22 protein-coding genes are annotated in these 24,865 nt (G+C 65.1%); 10 read left to right on the forward strand and 12 right to left on the reverse strand.

Features of this window, described 5'->3' with window-relative positions; translation table 11 throughout:
• Positions 1-112: 112 nt before the first annotated feature.
• From BKY26_RS00700 to BKY26_RS00740, 9 genes are all read right to left on the reverse strand, one after another.
• Positions 113-967 carry a hydroxymethylglutaryl-CoA lyase gene (locus BKY26_RS00700; RefSeq protein WP_071688482.1) on the reverse strand — a complete coding sequence of 285 codons (855 nt, stop codon included), beginning with the start codon at positions 965-967 and terminating at the stop codon, positions 113-115.
• A gap of 5 nt (positions 968-972) precedes the next feature.
• Complete coding sequence (locus BKY26_RS00705) at positions 973-1,269, reverse strand: putative quinol monooxygenase (protein WP_071688483.1); 297 nt, start codon at positions 1,267-1,269, stop codon at positions 973-975.
• Position 1,270: 1 nt separating this feature from the next.
• The gene (locus BKY26_RS00710) at positions 1,271-1,939 is read right to left on the reverse strand and encodes a glutathione S-transferase family protein (protein ID WP_071688484.1); all 669 of its coding nucleotides are present in this window, start codon (positions 1,937-1,939) and stop codon (positions 1,271-1,273) included.
• A gap of 73 nt (positions 1,940-2,012) precedes the next feature.
• Entirely contained in the window at positions 2,013-3,959 is a 1,947-nt protein-coding gene (locus BKY26_RS00715; protein WP_071688502.1) for an acetyl-CoA carboxylase biotin carboxylase subunit, read from the reverse strand.
• Positions 3,959-4,378: an ASCH domain-containing protein gene (locus BKY26_RS00720; RefSeq protein ID WP_131541734.1), complete on the reverse strand. Its 420-nt coding sequence runs from the start codon at positions 4,376-4,378 to the stop codon at positions 3,959-3,961. Before BKY26_RS00720 ends, BKY26_RS00715 begins: the two co-directional genes overlap by 1 nt.
• Before the next feature lie 128 nt (positions 4,379-4,506).
• Positions 4,507-6,111 (reverse strand): carboxyl transferase domain-containing protein, encoded by a 1,605-nt coding sequence (locus BKY26_RS00725; protein ID WP_071688485.1) that lies wholly within the window; start codon positions 6,109-6,111, stop codon positions 4,507-4,509.
• 22 nt (positions 6,112-6,133) lie between these two features.
• Positions 6,134-7,297: an isovaleryl-CoA dehydrogenase gene (locus BKY26_RS00730; RefSeq protein ID WP_071688486.1), complete on the reverse strand. Its 1,164-nt coding sequence runs from the start codon at positions 7,295-7,297 to the stop codon at positions 6,134-6,136.
• A gap of 179 nt (positions 7,298-7,476) precedes the next feature.
• Positions 7,477-8,676, reverse strand: coding sequence for a DegT/DnrJ/EryC1/StrS family aminotransferase (locus BKY26_RS00735; RefSeq protein ID WP_071688487.1), 1,200 nt, complete (start codon positions 8,674-8,676; stop codon positions 7,477-7,479).
• A 32-nt stretch (positions 8,677-8,708) separates the two neighbouring features.
• Positions 8,709-9,398 (reverse strand): HAD-IA family hydrolase, encoded by a 690-nt coding sequence (locus tag BKY26_RS00740; protein WP_227434859.1) that lies wholly within the window; start codon positions 9,396-9,398, stop codon positions 8,709-8,711.
• 113 nt (positions 9,399-9,511) lie between these two features.
• On the opposite strand from BKY26_RS00740, the gene glmU reads away from it, so the two are divergent.
• Genes glmU through BKY26_RS00755 form a run of 3 tightly spaced genes read left to right on the forward strand, consistent with a single transcriptional unit; the run spans position 9,512 to position 13,373 of the window.
• Complete coding sequence (gene glmU / locus BKY26_RS00745) at positions 9,512-10,876, forward strand: bifunctional UDP-N-acetylglucosamine diphosphorylase/glucosamine-1-phosphate N-acetyltransferase GlmU (protein WP_071688489.1); 1,365 nt, start codon at positions 9,512-9,514, stop codon at positions 10,874-10,876.
• Positions 10,877-10,878: 2 nt separating this feature from the next.
• The gene (gene glmS / locus BKY26_RS00750; RefSeq protein WP_071688490.1) at positions 10,879-12,696 is read left to right on the forward strand and encodes a glutamine--fructose-6-phosphate transaminase (isomerizing); all 1,818 of its coding nucleotides are present in this window, start codon (positions 10,879-10,881) and stop codon (positions 12,694-12,696) included.
• A complete protein-coding gene (locus BKY26_RS00755) occupies positions 12,693-13,373 on the forward strand; it encodes a DNA alkylation repair protein (RefSeq protein ID WP_071688491.1) in 681 nt (226 codons plus the stop codon). Before glmS ends, BKY26_RS00755 begins: the two co-directional genes overlap by 4 nt.
• Before the next feature lie 290 nt (positions 13,374-13,663).
• Here the strand turns inward: BKY26_RS00755 and BKY26_RS00760 are convergent, their stop codons facing one another.
• Positions 13,664-14,635: a threonine dehydratase gene (locus BKY26_RS00760; RefSeq protein ID WP_071688492.1), complete on the reverse strand. Its 972-nt coding sequence runs from the start codon at positions 14,633-14,635 to the stop codon at positions 13,664-13,666.
• 116 nt (positions 14,636-14,751) lie between these two features.
• On the opposite strand from BKY26_RS00760, the gene BKY26_RS00765 reads away from it, so the two are divergent.
• From BKY26_RS00765 to BKY26_RS00775, 3 genes are all read left to right on the forward strand, one after another.
• The gene (locus BKY26_RS00765; RefSeq protein ID WP_071688493.1) at positions 14,752-15,990 is read left to right on the forward strand and encodes an aspartate kinase; all 1,239 of its coding nucleotides are present in this window, start codon (positions 14,752-14,754) and stop codon (positions 15,988-15,990) included.
• Positions 15,991-16,205: 215 nt separating this feature from the next.
• Complete coding sequence (ptsP, locus tag BKY26_RS00770) at positions 16,206-18,449, forward strand: phosphoenolpyruvate--protein phosphotransferase (protein WP_071688494.1); 2,244 nt, start codon at positions 16,206-16,208, stop codon at positions 18,447-18,449.
• A gap of 97 nt (positions 18,450-18,546) precedes the next feature.
• Complete coding sequence (locus BKY26_RS00775) at positions 18,547-19,464, forward strand: hypothetical protein (RefSeq protein ID WP_071688495.1); 918 nt, start codon at positions 18,547-18,549, stop codon at positions 19,462-19,464.
• A 140-nt stretch (positions 19,465-19,604) separates the two neighbouring features.
• Here BKY26_RS00775 and BKY26_RS00780 read toward each other — a convergent pair whose 3' ends face one another.
• Positions 19,605-20,081, reverse strand: coding sequence for a GNAT family N-acetyltransferase (locus tag BKY26_RS00780; RefSeq protein WP_071688496.1), 477 nt, complete (start codon positions 20,079-20,081; stop codon positions 19,605-19,607).
• Between the two features lie 85 nt (positions 20,082-20,166).
• Between BKY26_RS00780 and BKY26_RS00785 the strand changes: the two genes are divergently transcribed.
• Positions 20,167-20,772: a flavin reductase family protein gene (locus BKY26_RS00785; RefSeq protein ID WP_083431262.1), complete on the forward strand. Its 606-nt coding sequence runs from the start codon at positions 20,167-20,169 to the stop codon at positions 20,770-20,772.
• On the opposite strand, the gene BKY26_RS00790 is transcribed toward BKY26_RS00785, so the two are convergent.
• Positions 20,747-21,643 (reverse strand): LysR family transcriptional regulator, encoded by an 897-nt coding sequence (locus tag BKY26_RS00790; RefSeq protein WP_071688498.1) that lies wholly within the window; start codon positions 21,641-21,643, stop codon positions 20,747-20,749. The genes BKY26_RS00785 and BKY26_RS00790 overlap by 26 nt on opposite strands.
• 103 nt (positions 21,644-21,746) lie before the next feature.
• Here BKY26_RS00790 and BKY26_RS00795 point away from each other — a divergent pair, with 103 nt between their 5' ends.
• The 3 genes from BKY26_RS00795 to BKY26_RS00805 form a co-directional block, all read left to right on the forward strand.
• The gene (locus BKY26_RS00795) at positions 21,747-23,063 is read left to right on the forward strand and encodes a serine hydroxymethyltransferase (RefSeq protein ID WP_071688499.1); all 1,317 of its coding nucleotides are present in this window, start codon (positions 21,747-21,749) and stop codon (positions 23,061-23,063) included.
• Between the two features lie 55 nt (positions 23,064-23,118).
• Positions 23,119-23,988, forward strand: coding sequence for an S-methyl-5'-thioadenosine phosphorylase (locus tag BKY26_RS00800; RefSeq protein WP_071688500.1), 870 nt, complete (start codon positions 23,119-23,121; stop codon positions 23,986-23,988).
• A partial coding sequence (locus tag BKY26_RS00805; RefSeq protein ID WP_071688501.1) for an NAD-dependent epimerase/dehydratase family protein occupies positions 23,985-24,865 on the forward strand: 881 nt, incomplete at its 3' end. The genes BKY26_RS00800 and BKY26_RS00805, both read left to right, overlap by 4 nt.

A 24,865-nucleotide genomic window follows, 5' to 3' on the forward strand; every position in this document is an offset into this window, starting at 1 on the left:
CGGTCAGTTCCGCGATCATCTGCGGGGCCAACGCATTGTGACGCTCCGGCATGTCCAGCATCAGAACGGCAACGCCGCGTTCATCCACCGCGATATCAATCGTGTCCATCGTTCATCCCTCCCGCATGGCCCGCGCCATCTTGGCGGCCTCGGCCAGCACATCCATATCGAGCCCGGTCTCATAGCCAAGCTCCGCCACACGCGCGGCGACGGCTTCCGTGGCGACATTTCCCTCCGCCCCCGGCGCGTAGGGGCATCCGCCAAGCCCGCCGACAGCGGCGTCGAAGACCCGCAGCCCCCGCGCCAGTGACACCTCGATATTGGCCAGCGCCCGGCCCGCCGTGTCGTGGAAATGCCCGGCCAGTTCCTCCGGCGCGACTTCCTCCATCACCGCGGCCAGCATTGCGTCGACGGTCTCCGGGCGGCCCTGCCCGATCGTGTCGCCAAGCGAGATCTCGTAGCAGCCGATATTGCGCAGCGTTGCCGCCACCCGCGCCACCTCCTCCGGCGGGGTCGGTCCGTCAAACGGGCAGTCAGTCACGCAAGAGATATAGCCGCGCACCGGGATGCCATCGGCCTTGGCGGCCTGCGCCACCGGCACGAAGCGGGTGATGCTTTCCTCGATCGTCGCGTTGATATTGGCCTTGGAAAAGCCTTCGCTCGCCGAGGCGAAGATCGCGATCTCGTCGGCCCGGGCCGCCTTGGCGCCCTCGTAGCCCTTCATGTTGGGCGTCAGCGCCGCATAGGACACGCCCGGCGCGCGGGCGATCCCGGCCAGCACCTGCGCAGAATCCGCCATCTGCGGCACCCATTTCGGGCTGACAAAGCTCGCCACCTCGATCCGGTGAAATCCCGCCCGGCTGAGGCAATCGACCAGTGCGATCTTTTCCGCCGTGGGGATCTGGCGCTTTTCGTTCTGCAACCCGTCGCGCGGGCCAACTTCGAATATCTCGACAGGTTCCGCCATGGCCGTCACGCGATCTGACCAAGGGCGTGCACCTCGGCATCGAGAATCATCTCGGGCCGGGTGCGCGCACGGTGGCGCGCGATTGCCGCGCCCTCCATATGCGCCTCCCAATCCGCGCGGGTGGCCCATTCCTCCACGAAGACCAGCACCGTGGGATCGTCCTGAGATTGGGTCAGATCATAGCGCAAACAACCGGGTTCCTCGCGGACCTCCTCCACCATGATCCGCATAGAGGCAATGAGGTCATCCAGGGACTCCGGTGACGCCTTGATCCGGGCGATGACGTGCAGGGGGGCAGTCATGTCAGGGTCCTTTCTCGATCTCCCAGGGGGGATAGAAGTCTTGCTTGTACAGCTTTTCATGCGATTCCGTCGGGCGTGACAGCAGAAATCCGGGCCGCTCGGTGATCCGCGCATACCAGGCGGACAGCGCCGGGAACGGATCGAGCCGCGCGAAATGGCGCGCCATGTAGATCGCCTGACCCACGGAAATATCCGCCGCCGAGAAGCCGCTGTCGAGCAGGTAATGCCGCCCTTCCAGCCGCGCCTCGATGGCGGCGTAGCATTTTTCCAGCCGCTTGGCTTCCAGCTTCATGACCACCGGGCTGCGCATGCTGTCATCATAGAGCATGATGTGCTGCTGCGTCAGGATCGCGCAATGCTGGCTGATGGTTTCGGAAAAATGGATCCAGATCAGCCACTGGGCGCGGTCGGGATGACCCGGCGCGCGGCCCATGCCCGCCTCGGGGAAGCGTTCGCATAGAAGCTCCGTGATCGCGCCGGTTTCCCACCAGCAGTCGCCGTCGATCTCCAGTGCTGGCACACGGCCCACGGGATTCTTGGCAAGGTAATCGACGGAGCGCAGCGACTTGTCGAAGGGCCAAACCTGCAACTCGTAAGCCACCCCCAGTTCGTTGAGCAGCCAAAGGGTGCGCATCGACCGGCTTTGCGGAACGTGGTGAAGCCGGATCATCGCGCGACCTTTCCGCCCGGGACAAGAATTTTCGAAAATTCTTGCCAAATTTCTTCCAAGAAATTTGCCCCGCTCATGCCTCGTCCTCATCGTCCAGACGAATGAGCGCAGCACCTTCTTCCACCTGCTGACCGGCACTGGCCAGCACCTCGGCCACGGTCCCGTCGCGGCCCGCGGTCAGGGTATGCTCCATCTTCATCGCTTCCAGAATGGCAAGCCGGTCGCCAGCGGCGACCTCCTGACCCGGTTCAACGAACACCGCTTTCACCAACCCCGGCATCGGCGCGACGATCAAACCAAGCGCAACCGCACCCTCGGCTGCAACGTCCAGCGGATCGACCGGATCGAAATGGTAGCCATTGCCCCAGAAAACCGAAATCCCGGCCCCGTGCGTCACCACCTCGGCCGGTGTGGGCGCCCCATCGACGCTCCAGCGGCCCTCCGTCAGGGCGATCTCATGGACCGTGCCATCGATCTCCACCCGGAAGCGACCGGGCGAGAGAGTTTCGACAAAGGCCCTCAGCCGTTCGCCACGGTAGTCGAACGCCACCGACTGTTTCAGCGGTGCCCAGAGGCTGAACCCCTGTAGCGGTGCCGCGCCCTGATGCAACCCCAGGGTCCCAAGCGCCGCCAGCGCGCGAGCGCGGCTGCAGGCGACCGGATCGGCGGCGAGGCTGTCGAGATCGCAGTCAATGAGGCCGGTATCGACCTCGCCCGCGACAAAGCCTTCATGCCGTGCCAGCGCCCGCAGAAACGCGAGGTTCGTCACAGACCCCGCCACCTGCGTGCCCGCGAGGGCCTGATCCAGCCGCTTCAGCGCCACCGCCCGCGTTGGCCCGTGCACGATGACCTTGGAAATCATCGGATCGTACCACGGGCTGATCGTATCCCCCGCCCTCACGCCCGTGTCACAGCGCGCGTCTTCGGGGAACTGCAGATGCGCCAGCGTCCCCGTCGCGGGCAGGAAGCCCTTGGGCACGTCCTCGGCATAAAGCCGCGCCTCGAAGGCGTGGCCGGTGATGGCAAGCTCGTTTTGCTGCTTTGGCAGGCTTTCTCCCGCCGCGACGCGCAGCTGCCATTCCACCAGATCGACGCCGGTGATCGCCTCGGTCACAGGATGCTCCACCTGCAGGCGCGTGTTCATCTCCATGAACCAGAACCCGTCAGGCCGCAGGCCCTTGGAGCCGTCCACAATGAATTCCACCGTGCCCGCGCCCTTGTAGCCGATGGCCTCTGCAGCGCGCACACCCGCCTGCCCCATGGCCTCCCGCATCTCGGTCGTCATGCCCGGTGCCGGAGCCTCTTCGATCACCTTCTGGTGGCGGCGTTGCAGGGAGCAGTCGCGTTCGAAGAGATGCACAGCGTGGGTGCCATCACCAAAAACCTGCACCTCGACATGGCGCGGCTGAAGAACGAATTTCTCGATCAGCACCGCGTCATTGCCAAAGGCGGTCTTCGCCTCGCCCTTGGCGCTGGCCAGCGCATTCATGAAGTCATCAGGCCGGTCGACCTTTCGCATCCCCTTGCCGCCGCCACCTGCAACGGCCTTGATCAGCACCGGGTAACCAATGGCATCGGCGGCCCCGGACAGGTGCTCTGGGTCCTGATTGCTGCCGTGATAGCCGGGCACGACGGGCACCCCCGCCTCTTCCATCAGCTTCTTGGCCGCGTCCTTGAGGCCCATCTTGCGGATGGCATCCGCGGACGGCCCGATGAAGGTCAGCCCCGCGGCCTCCACCGCCTCCACGAAATCGGGGTTTTCCGACAGGAAGCCGTAGCCCGGATGGATCGCCTGCGCCCCAGTGGCCTGAGCCGCCGCGATGATCACATCGCCTTTCAGGTAGCTCTCAGCCGGAGCCGATCCGCCAACATGGACGGCCTCATCCGCCATTTCCACGTGCCGCGCGCCCGCATCAGCGTCGGAATAGACGGCGACTGTCCGCACACCCATGGCGCGGGCCGTATCCATGACCCGGCAGGCAATCTCGCCCCGGTTAGCGATCAGGATCTTGGTGAACATCATGCGTAATCCTCCACCATGCGGAACCGTTCGCACATGAGTTCCATGTCTTCCGAGTAACCGCCATTGCGGGTGAAATAGGCGCGATAGCCCTCACGCCAGTGGGCGAGGTCGCGGAATTCCCCTTGCGCGGCCACGAACTCTTCGTCCATTTGATCGAAGCGGCGTGTCGTCACCTCGACAGTCTCGACCATCAGTGCCGGTGAGCCATCCCAGTTCAACGCCACGTCGCGGCGTCCAACAACCGGCAGGGCATCGCCATCTTGCGTATAGGCGCGCATGGCCTCGCAGGTGGCGGTTTTCTTTCCCGCCCGCACAAGCGTGAGGATGTCGGCGCAAAGCCGGGCACTGTCGCCGAAGCGGAAGGTCTCGGCATCGGGGTTCGCGTCGATGATTTGTTGCAGGGTTCTTCCGGTCATGGCCGCCCTCTTTCTTTCGGGCACCCGGCCCCCGAAAAATCTTCCAGAAGATTTTTCCCCACCCGCAAAATCCTTCTAGAAGGATTTTGCGGCACTGAAGAATTTTCCCGAAAATTCTTCATGGCGCGTCACATCCGGAACACGCCGAAGCGCGTTTCTTCGATGGGCGCATTAAGGGACGCCGAGAGCGACAGGAACAGCGTCTCGCGGGTTTTACGCGGATCGATGATGCCGTCATCCCAAAGCCGCGCCGAGGCGTAGAGCGGATGCGACTGATGCTCGAACATCTCCAGCGTCGGACGCTTGAACTCCGCCTCTTCTTCGGTTGACCAGCTACCGCCTGCCCGCTCGATCGCGTCGCGCTTCACTGTCGCCAGCACGCCCGCCGCCTGCGGTCCCCCCATGACCGAGATGCGGGAATTGGGCCAGGTCCACAGGAATCGGGGGGAGTAAGCCCGCCCCGCCATGCCGTAATTCCCGGCGCCAAAGCTGCCGCCGACCAGCATCGTGATCTTCGGCACTTTCGTGGTCGCCACAGCCGTCACCATCTTGGCCCCGTGTCGGGCGATCCCCTCGGCCTCGTATTTGCGGCCCACCATGAAGCCGGTGATATTCTGCAGGAAGACAAGCGGGATATTGCGCTGGCTACAGAGCTCGATGAAATGCGCGGCCTTGGCGGCGCTTTCACTGTAAAGCACACCGTTATTGGCCACGATCCCAACCGGGCAGCCCATGACATGGGCAAAGCCGCAGACCACGGTTTCCCCGAACCGCGCCTTGAACTCGTCAAGCCGCGATCCGTCGACAACCCGGGCAATGACTTCGCGAATGTCATAGGGCTTGGTCAGACTGGAGGGCACCACACCGAGGATCTCCTCGGGGTCATAGGCCGGGTCTTCCGGGCTCTGCCAGTCGACATTCTGCGGTTTGCGGCGATTGAGCCCCGCAACCGCCTGCCGCGCCAGCGCCAGTGCATGGGCGTCATCCTCGGCCAGGTAATCGGCCACGCCGGAAAGGCGCGTGTGCACGTCGCCGCCGCCCAGATCCTCGGCGCTCACCACCTCGCCAATCGCGGCCTTCACCAGCGGCGGACCGGCGAGAAAGATCGTGCCCTGTTCCTTCACGATGATCGTCACATCCGACATGGCAGGCACATAGGCCCCGCCCGCCGTGCAGGACCCCATCACCACCGCGATTTGCGGAATGCCCTTGGCCGACATGTTGGCCTGATTGTAGAAGATGCGCCCGAAATGTTCGCGGTCGGGGAAGACCTCGTCCTGTTGCGGCAGGTTCGCGCCGCCCGAGTCCACGAGGTAGACACAGGGCAGGTTGTTCTGTTCAGCAATCTCCTGCGCGCGCAGGTGTTTCTTGACGGTGATCGGGTAGTAGGTGCCGCCTTTCACAGTCGCGTCGTTGCAGACGACCATGATCTCCTGCCCGTGCACCCGGCCGATGCCCGCGATGGCCCCGCCACAAGGCGCCGCGCCGTCATACATGCCGTGGCCTGCGGTCGCCCCGACCTCCAGGAAAGGGGATCCGGGGTCGAGCAGGTTCGCCACCCGATCCCTTGGCAGCATCTTGCCCCGGCTGAGGTGCCGGGCGCGGGATGTCTCGCCGCCGCCAAGCGCCGCGGCCTCCGCCGCCTCGCGCACCACGGCCAGGGCGTCGAGATGCGCCGCACGGTTGGCGGCGAAGTCTTCGGATCCAGTGATGATCTTGGATGTCAGTTTCATCTCGTCCTCCCGGGACAGGGGCTCAGCCCATCGTGTTCATCAACTCGCGCCCCACCAGCATCCGCCGGATTTCCGAGGTACCCGCCCCGATCTCCATCAGCTTGGCGTCGCGGAAGATGCGGGACACGGGGCTGTCGGACAGGAACCCTGCCCCACCCATGGCCTGCACCGCCTGATGGGCCTGCACCATCGCCTGCTCCGAGGCATAAAGACAGCAAGCCGCCGCGTCCTGCCGGGTCACGTCGCCCCGGTCGCAGGCCTTGGCGACCTCGTAGACATAAGCCCGGGCGGAGTTCATCGCCGTGTACATGTCGGCGATCTTGCCCTGCATCAGCTGGAAGCTCCCAATCGGCTGCCCAAACTGCTTGCGGTCGCGCATGTAGGGCATGATCTCATCCAGACAGGCCGCCATGATCCCGGTGCCGATCCCTGCCAGCACCACGCGTTCGTAGTCGAGACCCGACATCAGCACGCGCACCCCCTTGCCCTCTTCGCCAAGGATGTTCTCGAAAGGCACTTCCACATCCTCGAAGATCAGCTCGGCGGTGTTCGACCCGCGCATGCCGAGCTTGTCGAAATGCTCGGACGTGCTGAAGCCCACCATCTCCTTCTCGATCAGAAAGGCGGTGATGCCCTTGCTGCCTGCCTCCGGGTCGGTCTTGGCATAGACCACCAGCGTGTCGGCATCGCAGCCATTGGTGATCCAGTATTTCGTGCCGTTCAGAACGAAGCGATCATTGCGCTTCTCGGCGCGCAGTTTCATCGAGACGACGTCGGACCCCGCCCCAGCCTCGGACATGGCCAGCGCGCCCACATGCTCGCCCGAGATCAGGCCCGGCAGGTATTTGGCGCGCTGTTCGTCGGTGCCATTGAGCTTGATCTGGTTGACGCAAAGGTTGGAATGCGCGCCATAGGAGAGCGAGACCGAGGCCGAGGCCCGCGCGATTTCCTCCACCGCGATCACATGCGCCAGGTAGGACATGCCCGCGCCACCGTACTCCTCGGGCACGGTGATCCCGAGCAGTCCGAGATCGCCCATCTCCTTCCACAGGTCAGCGGGGAATAGGTTCTGCCTGTCGATGTCCTGTGCCATGGGGCGGATACGCTCCTGCGCCCAACGATGCACCATGTCGCGCAGGGCATTCACCTCTTCGCCCAGATCGAATGTCATGCTGGCCATGAACATGGACCGCCTCCTTCATAATTGAACGCTTGTTCAGTTAATACGCATGACCGACCCACGAGTCAAAAGAATCCTGTGCCTCGCGACGTTACGGCACGAAACCATGCAGGAAAAATCTTCCAGAAGATTTTTGCGGATGGGATGCTGAAAAATCTTCTGGAAGATTTTTCCTGGCCCGGTGGTCAGGTGGACAGGGCCGTTGACCGGACCTCTTCGGCAATGATCCCCGCGATCAGCTGCGCATCCTCAAGAGAGAAGGTCAGCGGCAGGCGCATATCCATCAGCCCGGACAGGATCCGGTCGGTGTTTGGCAGGCTCTGCGGGCTGGCATAGCGCCAGCTGTCATAGCGCGAGGTGAAGGCCACGGGCTCCGCGCCGCCGAACCATTTCAAGTCCACACCGCGCGCGGCGCAGCGTTTCAGCACATCGCCGATCTGATCGGCGGCAAACCCCGGCAGCAGGAACTGGATCGACGATCCGACGATGCTTTCTTCCTCGGGCCGGTCGATCACCTTCAGCCCCGGCGTATTGCGCAGACCCTCCTCCACGACGCGATAGAGCGCATTCCAACGCTCTACCTGACGCGGCAGGTCGGCCAGTTGCGGGCGCAGGATAGCCGCGCGCAGGTTGTCCATCCGGCCCGAGACATTGGGCGTCACCCATTTAACCTGCTCGAACGCCTCGGGCGGCGGCGCGGCGCGGTGGCGAGCATAGAGCATATAGCTGCCCGACAGCATGATCGCACGGGCCATCAGGTCCGGGTTGTCGGAGGTCAGGATGCCGCCCTCGCCGGAATTCATGTGCTTGTAGGTCTGGGTCGAATAGGCCGCCATCGCCCCATGCCGACCCGAGGGCACGCCCTTCCAGGCCCCGCCCATGGTGTGGGCGCAATCTTCGACAACCTGCACCCCGGCCCCGTCGCAGATCTGCATCAACAGCTCCATATCGCAGATATGTCCACGCATATGCGACAGAAGCAGAACCTTGGCATCCGTTTCAGCCACCAGTCGCGCCAGGTGATCGAGGTCGATGGTCAGGTCTTCGGTGACCTCCACGAAAACCGGCTCGGCATTCACCGCTGCAATCGCACCGGGCACGGGGGCCAGCGTGAACCCGTTGGTCAGCACCTTGTCGCCGGGTTGAACGCCAAGCGCGCGCAGGGCGCAACCGATGGCATAGCCGCCAGAGGCCACGGCCAGCGCGTATTTCGCGCCGGTATATGCGGCGAAGTCCTCTTCCAGCAGGGCCGCCTCGGCCACCTCGCCATCCACCACGTTGTAGCGGTGCAGGCGTCCGCCGCGCAGCACGCGCAGCGCCGCCTCGATCCCGGCTTCGGGGATCGGCTCCTGCTGCGTGAAACTGCCTTTGAAGACTGTGCTCATGGGGATTGTTGTGGGGTCTGAGGCGGCGTTCGTCAATCCAGAAGCTGGCGGGCCAGGTCCGGCATGTCCTCGTATCGGTGCAAGAGCGCCTCTGGGGCCAGCTCGACCACCCCGCCCCCAAGCGGTCCGAAGGTCACCAGAACCGAGGGCACCCCGGCAGCGCGCGCGGTTTCCCGGTCGGTGACCGTGTCCCCGACCAGCAGGGAACGCGCCACATCCCCCCCGGCCCTCTCGACCGACGCCACGAAGGGCGCCGGGTCCGGCTTGCGCGTGGGCAGCGTGTCGGCCCCGATCAGCGACCCGAACAGATCCCGCACCCCGAGCCGTGTCAGCAGAGTCTCGGCCAAGCCTTCGGGCTTGTTGGTGCAGACCCCCACGCGGATACCGTCCGCCCGCAGCGCCTCGACCGCCGCCACCGCGCCAGGATATATCACCGTATGCACGTCGATCGCCTGGCCGTAAGCCTCCAGCAAAATGGGATAACCCCGGTCGATCTCCGGTTCCGGAGCGTCATGGCCAAGCCGCTCGAAACTCAGCGTCAGCATCGCCCGCCCGCCGCGCAGCGCCGTGGGGTCGTCGCGCCCCCGTTCCAGCTGCGGCGCATAGCCCATGGCCGCCATCGCCGCGTTCCCCGCCGCGATCAGGTCGCCGCTGGTATCGGCCAAAGTCCCGTCCAGATCGAAGATCACCGTGCGCATACCTGCCCCCTTGCTCACTGCCATGGCAGGTTTCCGCCTGCGATTGAAACGATCCGTAAGGGTTTTTGACGACAGCCCGCCTTGCGCCCTTTGCCCGCTTGCATAATACCGGGGGCGAGAAAACGAAAGCAGGTGACATGCAGTCAGATGAACGGCCTTGCGCCCTTGTGATCCTTGCAGCGGGACAGGGCACCCGGATGAACTCCGATCTGCCGAAGGTGCTGCACCCGCTTGGGGGCGCACCGCTTGTGGTGCATGCGATGCAGGCGGGCGCGACACTGGCACCGGAGCGGACCATCGTCGTGGTGGGCCATGGCGGGGCTTTGGTGGAAAAGGCCGTGCGCGCCCATGACGCGGACGCCATCTGCGTCACCCAGGCTGAGCAGCTTGGCACCGGCCACGCAGCTCAGCAGGCCGCCCCGGCGCTGGAAGGGTTCGAGGGCGATGTCATCGTGCTCTACGGCGACACGCCTTTCATCAGCGAAGACACGCTGGCCCGGATGCTGGCCGCCCGCGCGGCCCATGACATCGTGGTTCTGGGGTTCGAGGCCGCCGAGCCGGGCCGATATGGACGCCTGGTGATGGAAGGCGACCGGCTGGCCCGCATTGTCGAGGCCAAGGACGCCAGCTCGGACGAACTGGCCATCACCCTTTGCAATTCCGGCCTGATGGCTGCCGACGCAGCCACGCTGATGGGCCTTCTGGCAGAGGTCGGCAATGACAATGCTTCGGGCGAATACTACCTGACGGACGTGCCCGCGATTGCCGCCACCAAGGGCCTGACCGCCACCGCCGTCACTTGCGACGAGGCGGAAACACTTGGCATCAACACGCGCGCCGAACTGGCCGGGGCAGAGACGCTCTTTCAGAGCCGCAAACGGGCCGAGGCGATGGAGAACGGCGCGACCCTTGTGGCGCCCGAAACGGTCTTCTTCGCCCATGACACATATCTTGGACGTGACGTGACCGTGGAGCAGAACGTGGTCTTCGGCCCCGGCGTGACCGTGGAAAACGACGCGCAGATCCGGGCCTTTTCTCATCTGGAAGGCTGCCATATCGGCGCGCGCGCCATCGTCGGCCCCTATGCCCGCCTGCGCCCCGGCGCGGAACTGGGCAACGATGCCAAGATCGGCAATTTCGTGGAAGTGAAATCCGCCGAAATCGGCGAAGGCGCCAAGGTCAATCACCTCTCCTATATCGGCGATGCCGAGATCGGAGAGGGCAGCAATATCGGCGCGGGCAGCATCACCTGCAACTATGACGGGGTCTTCAAGCACCGCACCACCGTGGGTCGCGACGTCTTTATCGGGTCGAATACAATGCTGGTCGCACCCGTGACTGTCGGTGACGGAGCCATGACCGGCTCAGGCTCCGTCATCACCAGCGACGTGCCAGCGGGCGACATGGCCCTTGGCCGCGCCAAGCAGGTCAACAAAACGGGCCTGGGTGCCCGGCTCATGGCGCGGCTGCGCGCGATGAAGGCATCGGAAAAGGGGCAGTAACCATGTGCGGCATCGTCGGAGTTCTTGGCGACCACGAGGTCGCGCCCATTCTGGTCGAATCCCTCAAACGACTGGAATATCGCGGCTATGACAGCGCCGGGATCGCCACGGTTCAGGGTGGCCAGCTCGACCGCCGCCGCGCCGTGGGCAAGCTGGTGAACCTCTCGGACCTGCTGGTGCACGAACCCCTGCGCGGCAAATCCGGCATCGGCCATACCAGATGGGCCACCCATGGCGCGCCCACGGTCGCCAATGCCCACCCGCATCAGGCAGGGCGCGTCGCTGTGGTGCATAACGGCATCATCGAGAACTACCGAGAGCTGCGCGAAGACCTCGCCGCAAAGGGCATCGGCTTTTCCACCGATACCGACACCGAGACCATCGCGCTGCTCTGCGAACATCTGCTCGACACCGGGCTTGCCCCCCGCGCCGCCGCCCGCGAAACCCTGCGCCGGTTGGAAGGCGCCTTCGCGCTGGCCTTTCTCTTCGACGGAGAAGATGACCTGATCGTCGCCGCCCGCAAGGGCAGCCCGCTGGCCGTGGGCCATGGCGAGGGTGAGATGTTCGTGGGCTCCGACGCCATCGCGCTGGCCCCGATGACCGACCGGGTCACCTATTTGGAGGAGGGCGATTACGCCTATATCACCCGGCAAGGCGTGCAGATCTTCGACGAGGAGGACCGCCCCGCCAACCGCGAGATCCGCAAGATTTCCGCGCAGGCCGCCCAGATCGACAAGGGCGGACACAAGCATTTCATGGCCAAGGAGGTCTTTGAACAGCCCGTCGTTCTGGCCGAATGCCTCGCCCATTATTCCAGCGGCGACACGGTCGAGATCCCCGAAGGGGAGGTCGATTTCACCGACACCGACCGGCTGATCCTCGTGGCCTGCGGCACCGCGAACTACGCCTGCCTCGTCGCCAAATACTGGTTCGAGCAACTGGCAGGCCTGCCCTGCGACGTCGATATCGCCAGCGAATTCCGCTACCGCGAACCGCCCGTCTCCGACCGCGCTACCGCGCTTTTCGTCAGCCAGTCGGGCGAAACCGCCGATACGCTGGCCGCACTCCGCTATTGCGAGGGCAAGGCCGCGCGCATCCTCTCGGTCGTCAACGTCCCGGAAAGCTCCATCGCCCGCGAAAGCGACCTTGCCTTGCCGATCATGGCGGGGGTGGAGGTCGGCGTCGCCTCGACCAAGGCGTTCGTCTGTCAGCTCGCGGTTCTGGCCAATCTCGCCATCCTCGCCGCCCGCCAGAAAGGCCGCATCGACGCCGCGCGAGAGGCCGAATTGCTGGCGCAGCTGCGCGGCCTTCCCGGCCTCGTCAATCAGGCACTGGCGCTGGAGGATCAGATCAAGCGCCACACCGGCGCCCTCTCACGCGCGCAGACCGTCCTCTTCCTCGGTCGCGGCGCGATGTTCCCGCTGGCGCTGGAAGGCGCGCTGAAACTCAAGGAAATCAGCTATATCCACGCCGAGGGCTACGCGAGCGGCGAGCTGAAGCACGGCCCTATTGCATTGGTGGACAAGACCGTGCCCGTGGTCGTCATGGCCCCCACCGACGCGCTCTTTGACAAGACCGTCAGCAACATGCAGGAGGTCATGGCGCGCGAAGGTCAGGTCTGGCTGGTGACCGACGCGGCAGGGTCGAGCATGGCACGCGAAGGCGTCTGGCAGACGCTGGTAATGCCCAATGTGGACCCGATCTTCGCGCCGATCCTTTATTCCATCCCGGCGCAGCTCATCGCCTATCACACCGCCGTGCATAAAGGCACCGATGTGGACCAGCCGAGGAACCTCGCCAAATCCGTGACGGTGGAATGACGCCCCAGGACGCCCTTGCCGCGCTTGAGGCGCAGGCCGACCCCGACCGGGCCACGCAGATGCGCGCCTATCACAAGATCGACCGGCCCTATCTGGGCCTCTCGAACGAGGTGGCGAACCGTCTGGCGCAAGAATGGCGGCGCGCGCTGCCCCTGTCAGATCGCCTCGCACTCGCCGATGCGCTCTGGCAGACGAACATCTTTGAGGCGCGGATCACGGCGGCAAAACTGCTGGTGCAGGCGCGGATCAGGCCCGAGGACAACAGCACCTGGCAGCTCATCCAAAGCTGGCTCCCCGATTTCGACAGTTGGGCCATCGCGGATGCCGTTGCCATGGCGGGCCAGCGCAGGCTCACCGCCGACCCCACCCGCCTTGATACGGTCGAGGGCTGGACCACCTCCGATCACCTCTGGACCAAACGCGCCGCCCTCGTCTTCACCCTGCCCTGGACCAAACCCCGCCACCCCAAGCCACAGGAACTCGCCGCCCGCGAGCTTATCCTGGGATGGGCCGCCGCCTATACCGAAGACCCGGAATGGTTCATCCAGAAAGCCGTCGCCTGGTGGCTGCGCGACCTCTCGAAGAAAGACCCCGAGCGAACAAGCGCCTTCCTTGCAGAGCATGGGCAGAAGATGAAACCCTTCGCCCGCAAGGAAGCCGCCAAATACCTTCCCTGACAGGGCCAGAACCGCGAGTCGGGGCCGGGTCAAGGGTCGCGCCAGCGATGGCCGAAGGCCACTTGCCCTTGACGCGGGCGCGACTCGCACACAGCCTCGAACAGGTCCTGTGACGGGACAGATCCCGGCAACAGGACCTCTCAGCAGACAGGCGCCGCCTCTCAGCCCGCGACCCGTTCCCAACCTGCAGACCGCACCTCTCAGATATCCCGTGGCAACGCGGCCCGACGAGGGCCCCGAAGGGGCTTGAGGAGGGGCGCCCCCGCCGCGACGGCGCAAGCCGGCGCAACTCAGACGACCGGCACGCCCCCCTCCAGAACCGTCCGGAACCAGCCCATGTCGATATTCCCCCCCGACAGGATCACGCCAACTTTCTTGCCCGCCATTCGCTCCCGCTCGTGCATCAGGGCGGCCAGCGGCGCGGCCCCGGCCCCTTCGGCGAGGTTATGCGTGGCGGTGTAGTAAAGCCGCATGGCGTCCGCGATCTCCTCTTCGCTGACGCTCACGATCCGCGCCGCGCCCGCGCTGTAGATCTCGAACGCCTCCTTCACCGGCACCCGCACCGCCATTCCGTCGGCAAAGGTCCGGGCCGAGTTCGTTTCCACCAGCGCCCCCGCCTCATAGGACAGCTTGGCCGTCTGCGCGTGGTCCGACACGACCCCCACGACCTCGGTTTTCAACCCGAACGCATCCCGCGCCAGGATGGTTCCGCAGATGCCGGACCCACAGCCGATCGGCACATAGACCGTGTCGAGATCCTTCAACGCAGAAAACAGCTCATAGCCATAGGTCGCCACGCCCCGCACCAGTTCCTTATGGAAGGGCGGCACCACGCTCAGCCCCTCGGCCTCGGCCACGCGCATGGCCTCTTCCTTGGCGGTATCGAAATCCTCGCCGAACTCCACCAGCTCGGCCCCGTAGCCGCGCATCGCCGCGTTCTTCTCGACCGAATTGCCGTGCGGCACATAGACCAGCGCCCGCAGTCCCGCCGCCGTCGCCGCCCGCGCCTGGCTTTGGCCGTGATTGCCCCGCGTGGCAGTGCAGATGCCGGGGCTGTCGGGATGGTCCCGCTGCAGCCAGTCCATGAAGGTGATGCCGCCGCGCACCTTGAACGCCCCCGTGGGCGCATGGTTTTCATGCTTCACCCAGACCTCGGCCCCCGCCGCGGCGGACAGGCCCGGCCAGTGATATTGCGGCGTGGGCGACATCTGCCCATGCACCAGTGCCGCCGCTGCCTCCAGCTCGTCCCGTGTAAACCGCATCGCTCATCCTCCGCATGAATGTTTGGCCGCACCCTAGCCCCGCTTCCGGCCCTTGTCAGGCCCCCCGCACACCCGTAATAAGCGCGCGATACTCAAAGGGGGACGGCGGCAAACCCATGCCCATTCTCGTGATGAAATTCGGCGGCACCTCCGTCGCCACGCTCGACCGCATTCGCCGCGCCGCCAAGCGCGTGGGGCGCGAGGTTGCCAATGGCTATGACGTGATCGTCATCGTCTCGGCCATGTCTGGCGAAACCAACAAGCTTGTCGGCTATGTCGAGGAAACCTCGCATCTCTACGACGCCCGCGAATATGACGCGGTGGTCAGCTCGGGCGAGAACGTCACCGCCGGCCTCATGGCGCTGACGCTTCAGGAAATGGACGTGCCCGCGCGCAGCTGGCAGGGCTGGCAGGTGCCGCTGATCACCACCTCGGCCCATGCCTCCGCGCGGATCGAGGAAATCCCGACCACCAATATCAACGCCAAGTTTGGCGAGGGCATGAAAGTGGCTGTTGTCGCGGGCTTCCAGGGCATTTCGCCAGAGGGCCGCATCACCACGCTTGGCCGGGGCGGGTCCGACACCACCGCCGTGGCCTTCGCCGCCGCCTTCGGCGCGGAACGCTGCGACATCTACACCGATGTGGACGGGGTCTACACCACCGACCCGCGCATCTGCGACAAGGCCCGCAAGCTCGACCGCATCGCCTTCGAGGAAATGCTGGAACTGGCCTCGCTCGGCGCCAAGGTGCTGCAGACCCGCTCGGTCGAGCTTGCTATGAAATACAAGGTGCGCCTTCGGGTGCTGAGCTCCTTCGAGGAGCAGACGGACGAGGCCGGAACCCTCGTCTGCGATGAGGAGGACGTCATGGAAGCCAACGCAGTTGCAGGTGTCGCCTATTCCAAGGACGAGGCCAAGGTCACGCTCGTGTCGGTCGCCGACCGCCCCGGTGTCTCCGCCGCCATCTTCGGCCCGCTCGCCGAGGCGGGGGTGAATGTCGACATGATCGTGCAGAACATCTCCGAGGAAGGTCGCACCGACATGACCTTCTCCTGCCCCACCAACCAGGTGGCGCGGGCGGAACAGGCGATGAATGCCGCGAAGGAGCGGGGCGAGATCAATTTCCACGGTCTGATCTCCGACACCAATGTCGCCAAAGTCTCGATCGTCGGCATCGGCATGCGCAGCCATGCGGGCGTTGCCGCCCGGATGTTCCAGGCCCTGCGCGACGAGAATATCAACATCAAGGTGATCACCACCTCCGAGATCAAGGTCTCGGTCCTCATTGACCGCAAATACATGGAACTGGCCGTTCAGGCGCTCCATGACGCGTTCGAACTGGAAAAGGCCGGGTAAGTCATCCGGATCACCGGGGATGACGGCACAGGGGCGCACAGGGATGCGCCCTTTTCTTTTGCATATGACCCCTGTTGCGCATGTGCTCCGCGCACTGACCCGACATTCCGCCGGTTGGCGCTAACACATTGTCTTGCGCATTGCGCCCACCCCGACCGGCACGGTATTGCTGATGCGGGGGGCAGAACGCCCGGCAGGGATCCAGGGAAGTCAATATGCCCGAAAGGACAGAAACCGAGAGCAGGAAACTGCTCCGCCGCTTGCAGGCGACACTGGCCGAGGCCGGTGCCGGTCAGGAACGGCTGGACCGGATCACCCACATCATCGCCGATTCGCTCGGCTGCGAGGTCTGCTCGATCTACCTCTTCCGCGATGCCATCACGCTGGAGCTTTGTGCCACCGAGGGCCTCGCGCAGGAGGCCGTGCACGTCACCCGCCTGCGTGTGGGCGAGGGCCTTGTGGGCCGCGTCGCCAGCCGCATGCGCCCCGTCAACACCGATAACGCCCCGAACGAGCCCGGCTTCCGCTACATGCCCGAAACCGGGGAGGAGGCCTTCACCTCCTTCCTTGGCGTGCCCATCCAGCGGCTAGGCGAAAAGCTTGGCGTGCTGGTCATCCAGTCGAAAGAGGCGCGCAGCTTCACCGATGACGAGCTTTACGCCGTCGAGGTCGTGGCCATGGTGCTGGCCGAAATGACCGAGCTTGGCGCCTTCGTCGGCGAGGGCGAGGCCATGTCTGCCCGCCACCAGCAATCGGTGGTGTTCCATGGCGGTATCGGGCAGGAAGGCGCGGCCGAGGGCAAGGTCTGGCTGCACGAGCCGCGCGTGGTGATCACCAACCCGATTGCCGATGACCCCGCCGAGGAACGCAAGCGCCTGACCGAGGCGGTGGACAAGCTGCGCATGTCGGTCGACCAGATGCTGTCCAACGCCCCCAAGGGCGATGCCGAACAGATCGAGGTGCTCCAGGCCTATCGCATGTTCGCCAATTCCCGCGGCTGGATGCGGCGGATGGAGGAAGACATCGAACGCGGCCTGTCTGCCGAGGCCGCCGTCGAGAAAGAGCAATCCACCGCCCGCGCCCGCATGCAGACGGTGCCCGACGCCTATCTGCGTGAACGCCTTCACGATCTCGATGACCTGTCCAACCGCCTGCTGCGGCAGCTAACCGGCCAGGGGGCCGACACCGGCGCGCAGATGCCGGAAAATCCGGTTCTGGTGGCGCGCAATATCGGCCCTGCGGAATTGCTGGATTATGGCCGGTCGCTCAAGGGCGTGGTGCTGGAGGAAGGCTCGGTCGCGAGCCACGCCGCCATTGTCGCCCGCGCGCTGGCGATCCCGCTGATCGTCCACGCAGGAAGGATCACGCAAGAGGCGCTGAACGGCGACACGATCCTTGTCGATGGCGATGCGGGGGTCGTTCACCTGCGGCCAGAGGAAACCGTAGCCACCGCCTTCCGCGACAAGATCGCGATGCGCGCCGCCGCGCAGGAACGCTACGCCTCGATCCGCGACAAGCCCGCCGAAACGCTGGACGGTGCGCGCATCGCGCTGACGATGAATGCCGGGCTGATGGCCGACCTGCCCTCGCTGCCCTCCTCGGGGGCCGAGGGCGTGGGGCTTTTCCGCACCGAACTGCAATTCCTGACCCGCAACACGGTGCCCAAGCGGGGCGAGCTGGCAGCGCTCTACGCGCGTGTCATGGATGCCGCAGGCGGCAAGCGGGTCTGTTTCCGCACCCTTGATATCGGCTCGGACAAGGTGCTGCCCTATATGAAGCCACAGGACGAGCCCAACCCGGCACTCGGCTGGCGGGCAATCCGGGTGGGGCTGGACAAATCGGGCGTCATGCGGATGCAGCTTCAGGCGCTTATTCGCGCCGCGAACGGCAGGCCGCTGACCGTGATGTTCCCCTTCATCGCCCAGTTCGAGGAGTTCACAGCCGCCCGCGACCACCTGTTGCGCGAACTGGACCGCGAAGCGGCACTCGGACACACACTGCCCGAAAGCGTCGAGATCGGCGCCATGCTGGAAACGCCGTCGCTGGCCTTTGCGCCCCGGCAGTTCTTCGAACTGGCCGATTTCATCTCCATCGGCGGCAATGATCTGAAACAGTTCTTTTTTGCCGCCGACCGCGAAAACGAACGGGTGCGGCGGCGCTATGACACGCTCAATGTCAGCTTCCTGACCTTCCTGGGCCAGATCGTCGAACGCTGCCAGGAGACAGATACGCCGCTCAGTTTCTGCGGTGAAGATGCGGGCCGCCCGGTCGAAGCGCTCTGTTTCGCCGCCATGGGATTGAGGGCGCTGTCCATGCGCCCCGCCTCGATCGGCCCGGTAAAATCGCTGCTCAGACGCGTGGATCTGCGCGAGGCCCGCGCGGTGATCAACGAGGCCCAGGCCCAGGGCGCACAATCGGTGCGCCCCGCGGTGATGGACTGGCTGAAACGCGTGGGCTGACCGCGCAGATTTCAGTCGGCGGTCTTGACCGAGATCAATTTGCGCCTGCCAACTATTGCATACCCTCATTGGCATCGTGCCTATGAGGAGAAAGACCATGCAAAGGATAGAGACCAAGCCTGTCTGGGCGACCGCCCCCCGTGCATTCCTGACCGTTCTGGGGGTGTCGATCCTGTCGATGTCATCCCCGGCCCAGGCCCAGATGAACCCCTGTCCCTATACCAATGATGGCGATTGCGACGAGCCCAACGGGCTTGGATATTGTGCCTGGGGCACGGATACCGCCGATTGCTCCAACCCCTACTCCAATTTCGGGAGCGGGCGCTACATCCCTCCCGGCAGCGGTGGTTATACGCCGCCGGTCTCCTCTGGCGGGCTGATGAACCCCTGCCCTTACACCAATGACGGTGACTGCGACGAACCCAACGGGCTTGGCCTCTGTGCCTGGGGCACGGATACCGCCGATTGTTCCAGCCCCTATTCCAACTACGGCTCCGGCAGCGGCTATTCCGGGGGTGGCGGTGGCTACACGCCCCCCGTGACGGGCGGTGGTGGCGGCGGGCTGATGAACCCCTGCCCCTACACCAATGATGGCGATTGTGATGAGCCGAACGGGCTTGGCTACTGCGCCTGGGGCACGGATACCGCCGACTGCTCCAACCCCTATTCGAACTACGGATCCGGCAGCGGCTATGCGGGCGGCGGCACGGGTCAGCCACAACCCCCGGTGACGGGCACCCCCGGCGTCAATGTCACCGGGACGTGGAACATCAATGCCAACGGGTGGCGGGGCACGCTGACCATCACCCCAATCGGCGGCAGCACCCTGACCGGCAATATCAACTTCGGCAGCCAAGAGCCAATCACTGACGTCTCCTACAATGCCGCGACCGGGCAGCTCTATTTCGAACGCCCCCAAGTCACGCAGACTTATACCGGTCAGGTCAGCGGCAACCAGATCACCGGAACGTTCACCTACTCGGGCGCCACCTACAACTGGTCGGCCAGCCGGTAGGCGCACTGCACATTCCAGCAGAAGGGCGGGTCATCCCGCCCTTTTTTCCGTTTCGGCGGCACCGGCAGAGTCGCCGTTTTGTCTGCACGCCCGGTGTACGGGGGGTGTACCGGGGGTGTACGGGGGGCGCCCCCCGATTTTCAGCCCGTCCAGGCCGTCACGGGACCGGTGACCCCGTCCCAATCCCCGATCCCCAGAACCCGGTCAGGGTTGGTGGGCGGTGGCATGTCCACCCCCTCCAGCCGGGAAAACCCGAAACGGCTGTAATAGGGCGCATCCCCCACCAGCAGCACCCGCGGCCAGCCCAGATCCCAGGCAATCGACAGGCTGTCCTGCATCAGCGCACCGCCCAACCCTTCGCCCTGGCGGGTCGGGTGCACGGCAACGGGACCGAGCAGCAAAGCGTCCTGCGTGCCCACATGCACGGGCCAGTAACGTATTGCGCCTGCGAGGATATTTTCGGGATCACGCGCCACCCGGCAGAGCCGCGCCACCGGTGGCACACCATCGCGCAGCCGGTAGGAGGACAGCGCCTCGCGCCCCGGCGCAAAGCACAGGTCGTAAAGCGCTTCGACCTCCCAGTGGTCTTCCGAGTTTTCCTGCCCGAACTGGTACACAAGCCCGATCCGTCCCGATTTTCTTCTGGAACCGCTGCTAGCACGGCGCTAGGTCCTTGCCAAACGGATCAATAGGGATTGCGCGATGTTCTACGAACCCAAGAATGGCCACGGCCTGCCCCACAACCCGTTCAACGCGCTGATCACGCCGCGCCCCATCGGCTGGATTTCCACAAGATCCTCAGAGGGTTACGACAACCTCGCCCCCTATTCCTTCTTCAACGGCGTGGCCTATACCCCGCCGCAGGTGATGTTTTCCTGCACGTCCGGCAAGCATGACCGGGATGGCGTGAAAGACAGCGTCGCCAATATCAAGGAGACCGGGGTTTTCTGTGTGAATGTCGTGGCTTACGACATGGCGCAAGTGATGAACCAGACCTCCGGCCCCTGGGACAAGGAGGTGGATGAGTTCAGCGACGCAGGGATCGAAAAGGCCGAGTGTAAGCTGATCGACTGCCCCCGCGTCGCCGCCGCCCCCGCCAATCTCGAATGCCGCCTGACCCAGATCGTGAAGATCGAGGGAGAGGCCAATACCGTCGTCTTCGGCGAGGTGATCGGCATTCACATGCGCGACGATTGTCTTGTGGACGGCATCTTCGACGTGCGGACCTTCCAGCCCGTGGGGCGGCTTGGCTATCGGGATTTCACCCGTGTGACGGAGCTCTTCAGCCTGAAGCGACCTCAGGAATAGCGCCTGATAACAAGGCGATAAGCCGGGCAAGGTCACCCTTGGCCCGCGCCGGACGGTCCAGCATCAGAACGCGCCCCGTCGGGTGGCGGCGCGTGTAGAGGGGCACCAGCGTGCCGTCTGCAAGCTGACGCTCCAGCAGGAAGCCATGGCCCATCAGAACGCCCGCCCCCGCCTCGGCCTCCGCCACCGCAAGACTGTAGAGCGAAAAGCGCGGCGCATCGGTCAGGTCGGGCAAGGCAACGCCCTCTTTCGCGGCCCAATCGGGCCAGTCCGAGGACCAGCTTTCATCATTCAGCAAGGTTTCTGCCGTAAGGTCGCCATTGGCCCGCACCCGCGCCGCCACCTGCGGGGCTGCGACCGGGAAAATCTCGTCGGGGGCCAGCACCACCCCCTCGGGGCAATCGTCCGGGTCGCGTGGAAACAGGCTCAGGTCGAAAAGGTCCCGCCGCAGGTTCGGCGGGGTCTCCAGTGCCGTGATCGACAGTTTTACGCCCGGCAATGCCGCCCTTATCGCGACAAGCCGGGGATAGAGCCAAAGCTGAGCCACGCTCGGCAGCGCCGCGATCGTCAGCGTCGCGCGGGGTTTCATCTCGCGGATCATCCTCGTCGCCTCGCCGATCCCGTCGAACGCGCCCGCCAGCACAGGGGCCACCTGCCGCCCGGCCTCGGTCAGTTCCACCCCCTGCGCCCGGCGGCGAAACAGGGCCACGCCGGACCAGGCCTCCACCGCTTTGACATGCTGGGAAATCGCGCCGGGCGTCACCGACAATTCCTCCGCCGCCGCCGCGAAAGAGCCAAGCCGCGCGGCGGCTTCAAAGGCGCGTAACGCATTGAGAGCAGGCCCTTTCGGGCGCGGTGGTGCGACAGCCATTCAAGCTACCCCTAGATTTTCTAAACTCATGAATAGGAAATCTGGTTTGCCCTGTCACCCCCTTGGCCCGCATGATCGGTGCAACCAGATAAGGAGACCCCCCATGACACTCGCCCGCCGCGCTTGGGTGCCCGATGCCTGCGAAGACCTGATCCAGCGCATCGCCGCCCGTACCGCCACCGAAGACAGCAGCGCTATTGACCAACGTATCGAGGCGCTGGCCGAAGCCAATTGCCATATTCATGAACGGGACTGTTTCAACCTCAACCCCGCCACCAACGTGATGAACCCCAAAGCCGAGACACTGCTGGCCAGCGGCCTGGGCAGCCGCCCGTCGCTTGGCTATCCCGGTGACAAGTATGAAATGGGGCTGGAGGCGATCGAGGAGATCGAGGTGATCGCGGCGGAACTGGCTGCCGAAATCTTCAACGCGAAATACGCGGAAATCCGGGTGCCCTCAGGCGCGATTTCCAACCTTTACGCCTTCATGGCGACCTGCAAGCCGGGCGACACCATCATCGCGCCGCCTGCCGCCGTGGGCGGCCATGTGACCCATCACGAGGCAGGCTGTGCAGGGCTTTACGGGCTGCGCATCCTGCCCGCGCCGGTCCATGCGGATGGCTACACGGTGGACGTCGATGGCTTGCGCAAACTGGCACTGGCGGAGAACCCCAAGCTCATCACGCTTGGCGCGAGCCTCAACCTGTTTGAGCATCCCGTGGCGGAAGTCCGCAAGGTGGCCGATGAGGTGGGCGCGAAACTCCTCTTCGACGCGGCCCATCAATGCGGGATCATCGCGGGCAAGGCGTGGAAAGACCCGCTGGCCGAGGGCGCGCATCTGATGACGATGTCGACCTACAAGAGCCTCGGCGGCCCCGCGGGCGGGCTGATCGTGACGAACGAGGCCGATCTGGCCGAAAAGCTCGACCATATCGCCTTCCCCGGCATGACCGCGAATTTCGACGTGGCCAAGTCGGCGGCGCTGGCGGTCACCATGCTGGACTGGCGCGACCATGGCCGGGCCTATGCGGCCGAGATGATCCGCATGGCGCAGGCGCTGGCCGAGGCGTTGGCGGGCGAGGGCCTGCCGGTTTTCAAGGGCGCGGGCGGGCACACCCAATCGCACCAGTTCGCCATCGAGGCCAAGAGCTTCGGTGGCGGGCAGGCGGCATCCAAGACGCTGCGGCAGGCGGGGTTCCTGGCCTGCGGCATCGGGCTGCCGATTGACCCGGTCGAGGGCGACATGAACGGGTTGCGCATCGGCACGCCGGAGCTGGTCCGGTGGGGCATGACGGCAGCGGATGCGCCGCGTCTGGCGGGCCTGATCACGCAAGGCCTGCGCGCCAACGACCCCTCCACGCTGGCGGGCGAGGTTGCTGAGTGGCGGCAAAGCTTCGACCGGCTGCATTTCGTGAATTGAGCCGTCCCCTGCTGGCCGTTAGGGTGCGCCTGAAACGGCCAGCAAGGGGACAGGTATGGACACGGTGATCGGGGTAATCGGCGGCTCGGGCGTCTACGAGATCGAGGGGCTGGAGGGCGCGGAATGGGTGTCGGCAGAGAGTTCCTTCGGCACGCCCTCCGATCAGGTGCTGGTCGGCCGTCTGGATGGCGTCAAGATGGTCTTCCTGCCCCGCCATGGGCGCGGCCATGTGCACAGCCCGTCCTCCGTGCCCTACCGCGCCAATATCGACGCGCTGAAACGGTTGGGTGTCACCGACGTGATCAGCGTGTCGGCCTGCGGATCCTTCCGGGAAGAGATGGCACCGGGCGACTTCGTCATCGTGGACCAGTTCATCGACCGCACCTTCGCGCGAGAGAAAAGCTTCTTCGGCCCCGGCCTTGTCGGTCATGTCAGCGTCGCCCACCCCACCTGCGCGCGCCTGTCGGCGGCCTGTGTGACGGCGGCATTGGATGCGGGCATCACAGTGCATGATGGCGGCACCTATCTGGCGATGGAAGGCCCGCAGTTCAGCAGTCTTGCGGAGTCGAAGATGTACCGCGAAAGCTGGGGTTGCGATGTCATCGGCATGACCAATATGCCCGAGGCGAAACTGGCCCGCGAGGCGGAGCTTTGTTATGCCTCGGTCGCCATGATCACCGATTATGACAGCTGGCATCCCGATCATGGCGAGGTCGATATCGGCCAGATCATCGCGACGCTGACGGGGAATGCCGGAAAGGCCAAGGCGTTGGTGGGCAGACTGCCCACCCTACTGGGCAAGGATCGCGCACCCTGCCCGCATGGCTGCGACCGGGCGCTGGACTATGCGATCCTGACCGCGCTGGACAAGCGTGATCCGGCAATGGTGGAGAAGCTCTCCGCCGTCGCTGGCCGGGTACTGTGAGCCGCGCGCGGAAGATCCTGCTTCTGGGGGCGGACGGGTTCATCGGCCGCCACATCGCCTTTCATCTGCGCGCCGAGGGCTGGACAGTGCTGGCCTCTGCCCGGCGGGTGCGGGCGCTCGACCAGATGGGGTTTCAGACCATTGCCGCCGATCTGAGCCGCCCCGAATCCCATGACCCCGCCTTCTGGGCCCCGCAACTGAAGGGCTGCCAATATGTGGTAAACGCGGCGGGGTTGCTGACGGGCAGCGAGGATGCGTTTCAGGGCGTGCATGTGCTGGCCCCGAAGGCCGTCTATCAGGCGATGCCAGAAGGCTGCCGGGCGCTGCTGATCTCTGCCGTGGGGCTGGAGGCGGACACGCCCTTTGCGCTCTACCGCAGGCAGGGCGAGGCACTGGCGGACCGGCACCGCGTAACCATCCTGCGGCCCGGTATGGTATTGGCCGACAGCGCCTATGGTGGGTCCGCGCTGGCGCGGGGGCTGGCGGCTCTGCCGCTGGTGACGCCCGTTGTGGGCAAGGGTGAACAGGTGTTCAACCCGATCCATGCCACCGATCTGGCAAAGGTCATCCTGGCCTGTCTGGCGGATCGCCCCGGCCCCGGCGCGCATGAGATCGGCGGGCCGGAAAGGCTCACGCAGGCCCAGATGCTGCAATCCTTGCGGCGGTGGCTGGGGCTGCGCCCGGTGCCCTTGCTGCGGATGCCGAGGGTTCTGGCGCGCGGGCTGGCACGGGTGGGGGACGTGCTGAAATTCGGGCCGATCTCCACCACCGCTTTGGACCAGTTGGCCACGGGTGTGGAGGCGCAGGAGGCGCCGCTGCTGGAGCGCCTGCCCGAAGCTGCCCATCCCCGTGGCTTTAGCAAATTCATGGCGGCCCG

The sequence above is a fragment of the Nioella sediminis genome (genome assembly GCF_001879695.1).
Taxonomy (GTDB): Bacteria; Pseudomonadota; Alphaproteobacteria; order Rhodobacterales; family Rhodobacteraceae; genus Nioella; species Nioella sediminis.

Coding starts and splice junctions, on each gene's coding strand:
- BKY26_RS00700 (WP_071688482.1), bottom strand. CDS start 967: ATGGCGGAACCTGTCGAGATATTCGAAGTTGGCCCGCGCGACGGGTTG.
- BKY26_RS00705 (WP_071688483.1), bottom strand. CDS start 1,269: ATGACTGCCCCCCTGCACGTCATCGCCCGGATCAAGGCGTCACCGGAG.
- BKY26_RS00710 (WP_071688484.1), bottom strand. CDS start 1,939: ATGATCCGGCTTCACCACGTTCCGCAAAGCCGGTCGATGCGCACCCTT.
- BKY26_RS00715 (WP_071688502.1), bottom strand. CDS start 3,959: ATGTTCACCAAGATCCTGATCGCTAACCGGGGCGAGATTGCCTGCCGG.
- BKY26_RS00720 (WP_131541734.1), bottom strand. CDS start 4,378: ATGACCGGAAGAACCCTGCAACAAATCATCGACGCGAACCCCGATGCC.
- BKY26_RS00725 (WP_071688485.1), bottom strand. CDS start 6,111: ATGAAACTGACATCCAAGATCATCACTGGATCCGAAGACTTCGCCGCC.
- BKY26_RS00730 (WP_071688486.1), bottom strand. CDS start 7,297: ATGTTCATGGCCAGCATGACATTCGATCTGGGCGAAGAGGTGAATGCC.
- BKY26_RS00735 (WP_071688487.1), bottom strand. CDS start 8,676: ATGAGCACAGTCTTCAAAGGCAGTTTCACGCAGCAGGAGCCGATCCCC.
- BKY26_RS00740 (WP_227434859.1), bottom strand. CDS start 9,398: ATGGCAGTGAGCAAGGGGGCAGGTATGCGCACGGTGATCTTCGATCTG.
- glmU (WP_071688489.1), top strand. CDS start 9,512: ATGCAGTCAGATGAACGGCCTTGCGCCCTTGTGATCCTTGCAGCGGGA.
- glmS (WP_071688490.1), top strand. CDS start 10,879: ATGTGCGGCATCGTCGGAGTTCTTGGCGACCACGAGGTCGCGCCCATT.
- BKY26_RS00755 (WP_071688491.1), top strand. CDS start 12,693: ATGACGCCCCAGGACGCCCTTGCCGCGCTTGAGGCGCAGGCCGACCCC.
- BKY26_RS00760 (WP_071688492.1), bottom strand. CDS start 14,635: ATGCGGTTTACACGGGACGAGCTGGAGGCAGCGGCGGCACTGGTGCAT.
- BKY26_RS00765 (WP_071688493.1), top strand. CDS start 14,752: ATGCCCATTCTCGTGATGAAATTCGGCGGCACCTCCGTCGCCACGCTC.
- ptsP (WP_071688494.1), top strand. CDS start 16,206: ATGCCCGAAAGGACAGAAACCGAGAGCAGGAAACTGCTCCGCCGCTTG.
- BKY26_RS00775 (WP_071688495.1), top strand. CDS start 18,547: ATGCAAAGGATAGAGACCAAGCCTGTCTGGGCGACCGCCCCCCGTGCA.
- BKY26_RS00785 (WP_083431262.1), top strand. CDS start 20,167: ATGTTCTACGAACCCAAGAATGGCCACGGCCTGCCCCACAACCCGTTC.
- BKY26_RS00790 (WP_071688498.1), bottom strand. CDS start 21,643: ATGGCTGTCGCACCACCGCGCCCGAAAGGGCCTGCTCTCAATGCGTTA.
- BKY26_RS00795 (WP_071688499.1), top strand. CDS start 21,747: ATGACACTCGCCCGCCGCGCTTGGGTGCCCGATGCCTGCGAAGACCTG.
- BKY26_RS00800 (WP_071688500.1), top strand. CDS start 23,119: ATGGACACGGTGATCGGGGTAATCGGCGGCTCGGGCGTCTACGAGATC.